The sequence below is a fragment of the Hydrogenivirga sp. 128-5-R1-1 genome, assembly GCF_000171895.1.
Genome location: NZ_ABHJ01000338.1, coordinates 1 through 1,498, shown reverse-complemented (window position 1 = coordinate 1,498; position 1,498 = coordinate 1). Strand labels below are relative to the sequence as shown.

Below are 1,498 nucleotides of genomic sequence, written 5' to 3'. Positions count from 1 at the left end.
GACTGGGAGTCTGTGCCAGAAAACCTTTCTAAAAAGGAAAATGAAGTACAGAAAAAAAGGAATCAAAAAAGAACACCATATAATAGAAGACGGGGAGGGTGTTTTAAAACTTTTAATCAAAAATAACTTGTAGAATCAATAATTCCAGGGAGAATAAAAACCACTCCAAAAGGACGGCCGGGAAAAATAAGATTAACTTATCAATACGATACAGAAGCAGGTGCGAAATTACTTTTAAAAAAGGGTTCAACAGTTCAGGAAGTATTTGTAATAACAGATAGAAGAGAACAGTTAAGAGAATTTATAAAAAACAATTTCGGCAGTTAAAAATAAATTACATCATTTTAGCATAAAAAACTTCTTCGTCAAAAAAAATTTTTTCTTTAACTTTGGTTATTTTAGAGTTATTATTTTTATCCAAAAAAATAAAAGAGGGGTGATTTTCCTTTTGGATATCTGGAGCAGTATTGTTTCCTACATAGAACCTAAAGTAGATAAAAATACTCTTAAATTACTTAAGGGAATAAAAGAAACTAAGCTGTCAGAAAATAAATTTCAGATATATGCTCCAGATATTGTGTATAAAGACTGGCTTGAATCTAATTTTTTAAAGGTAATTCAAAAAGTTGCAAAAAATCTAACTGGAAAAGATTTAGCTGTTGAAGTAATATCTCAGGAAGAAGTTGACCTTAGAAATGAAAAATCTCAGATAGAAAAAGAACTTCCTCAAGATAAGTTAATTAGAAATATAAATCTAAATCCAAAATACACATTTTCTAACCTGATAATAGGAAACTGCAACAAAATTGCCTACAAGGCAGCTATAGCAGTAGCAGAAAATCCAGGAAAAATTTACAACCCTCTTTTTATTTACGGTGGAATAGGACTTGGAAAAACCCATATTCTACATGCAACAGCCCATTACATGCTTTCTAAAAATCCCAGAGCAAATATTATTTATACAACTGCAGATGCATTTATGTCTGAGCTTATAGCTTACATGCAAAAAGGTTCAATACTGGATTTTAGAAGAAGATATAAAAATATAGACCTTCTTTTAATTGATGATGTTCAGTTTTTAGTTGGAAAAGAAAGAACTCAAGTTGAGTTTTACTATATTTTTAACGCCCTTCATCTTATTGGAAAACAGGTTATACTTTCATCAGATACTCCTCCATCTAAATTAAAAGGTATTCAGGAAAGGCTTTTAAGCAGGTTTTCAAGTGGTTTAATAGTTGAAGTTAAGCCTCCAGATATTGACACCAAACTTTCTATAATTAGAAAAAAAGCCTCTGAAATGAAAATGAATTTACCTCATGATGTAATGCTTTTTATAGCAAAAACTGTGAATACAAATATTAGAGAGCTTGAAGGGTCTTTAATGAAGTTAAAGGCTTACAGCGAAATTATGGAACGGCAGATTACTCTTGAAATGACAAGAGAAGTGCTTAAAGATATATGTGAAATAAAGAAATTGAATCATTATCAATAGAAAAAT

2 protein-coding genes are annotated in these 1,498 nt (G+C 30.1%); both read left to right on the top strand.

Annotated elements, in window-relative coordinates; translation table 11 throughout:
• Window positions 1–138 precede the first annotated feature (138 nt).
• Entirely contained in the window at window positions 139–327 is a 189-nt protein-coding gene (locus HG1285_RS20415) for a DUF2103 domain-containing protein (RefSeq protein WP_343122643.1), read from the top strand.
• A gap of 121 nt (window positions 328–448) precedes the next feature.
• Entirely contained in the window at window positions 449–1,492 is a 1,044-nt protein-coding gene (gene dnaA, locus HG1285_RS01815) for a chromosomal replication initiator protein DnaA (protein ID WP_008289293.1), read from the top strand.
• Window positions 1,493–1,498 lie beyond the last annotated feature (6 nt).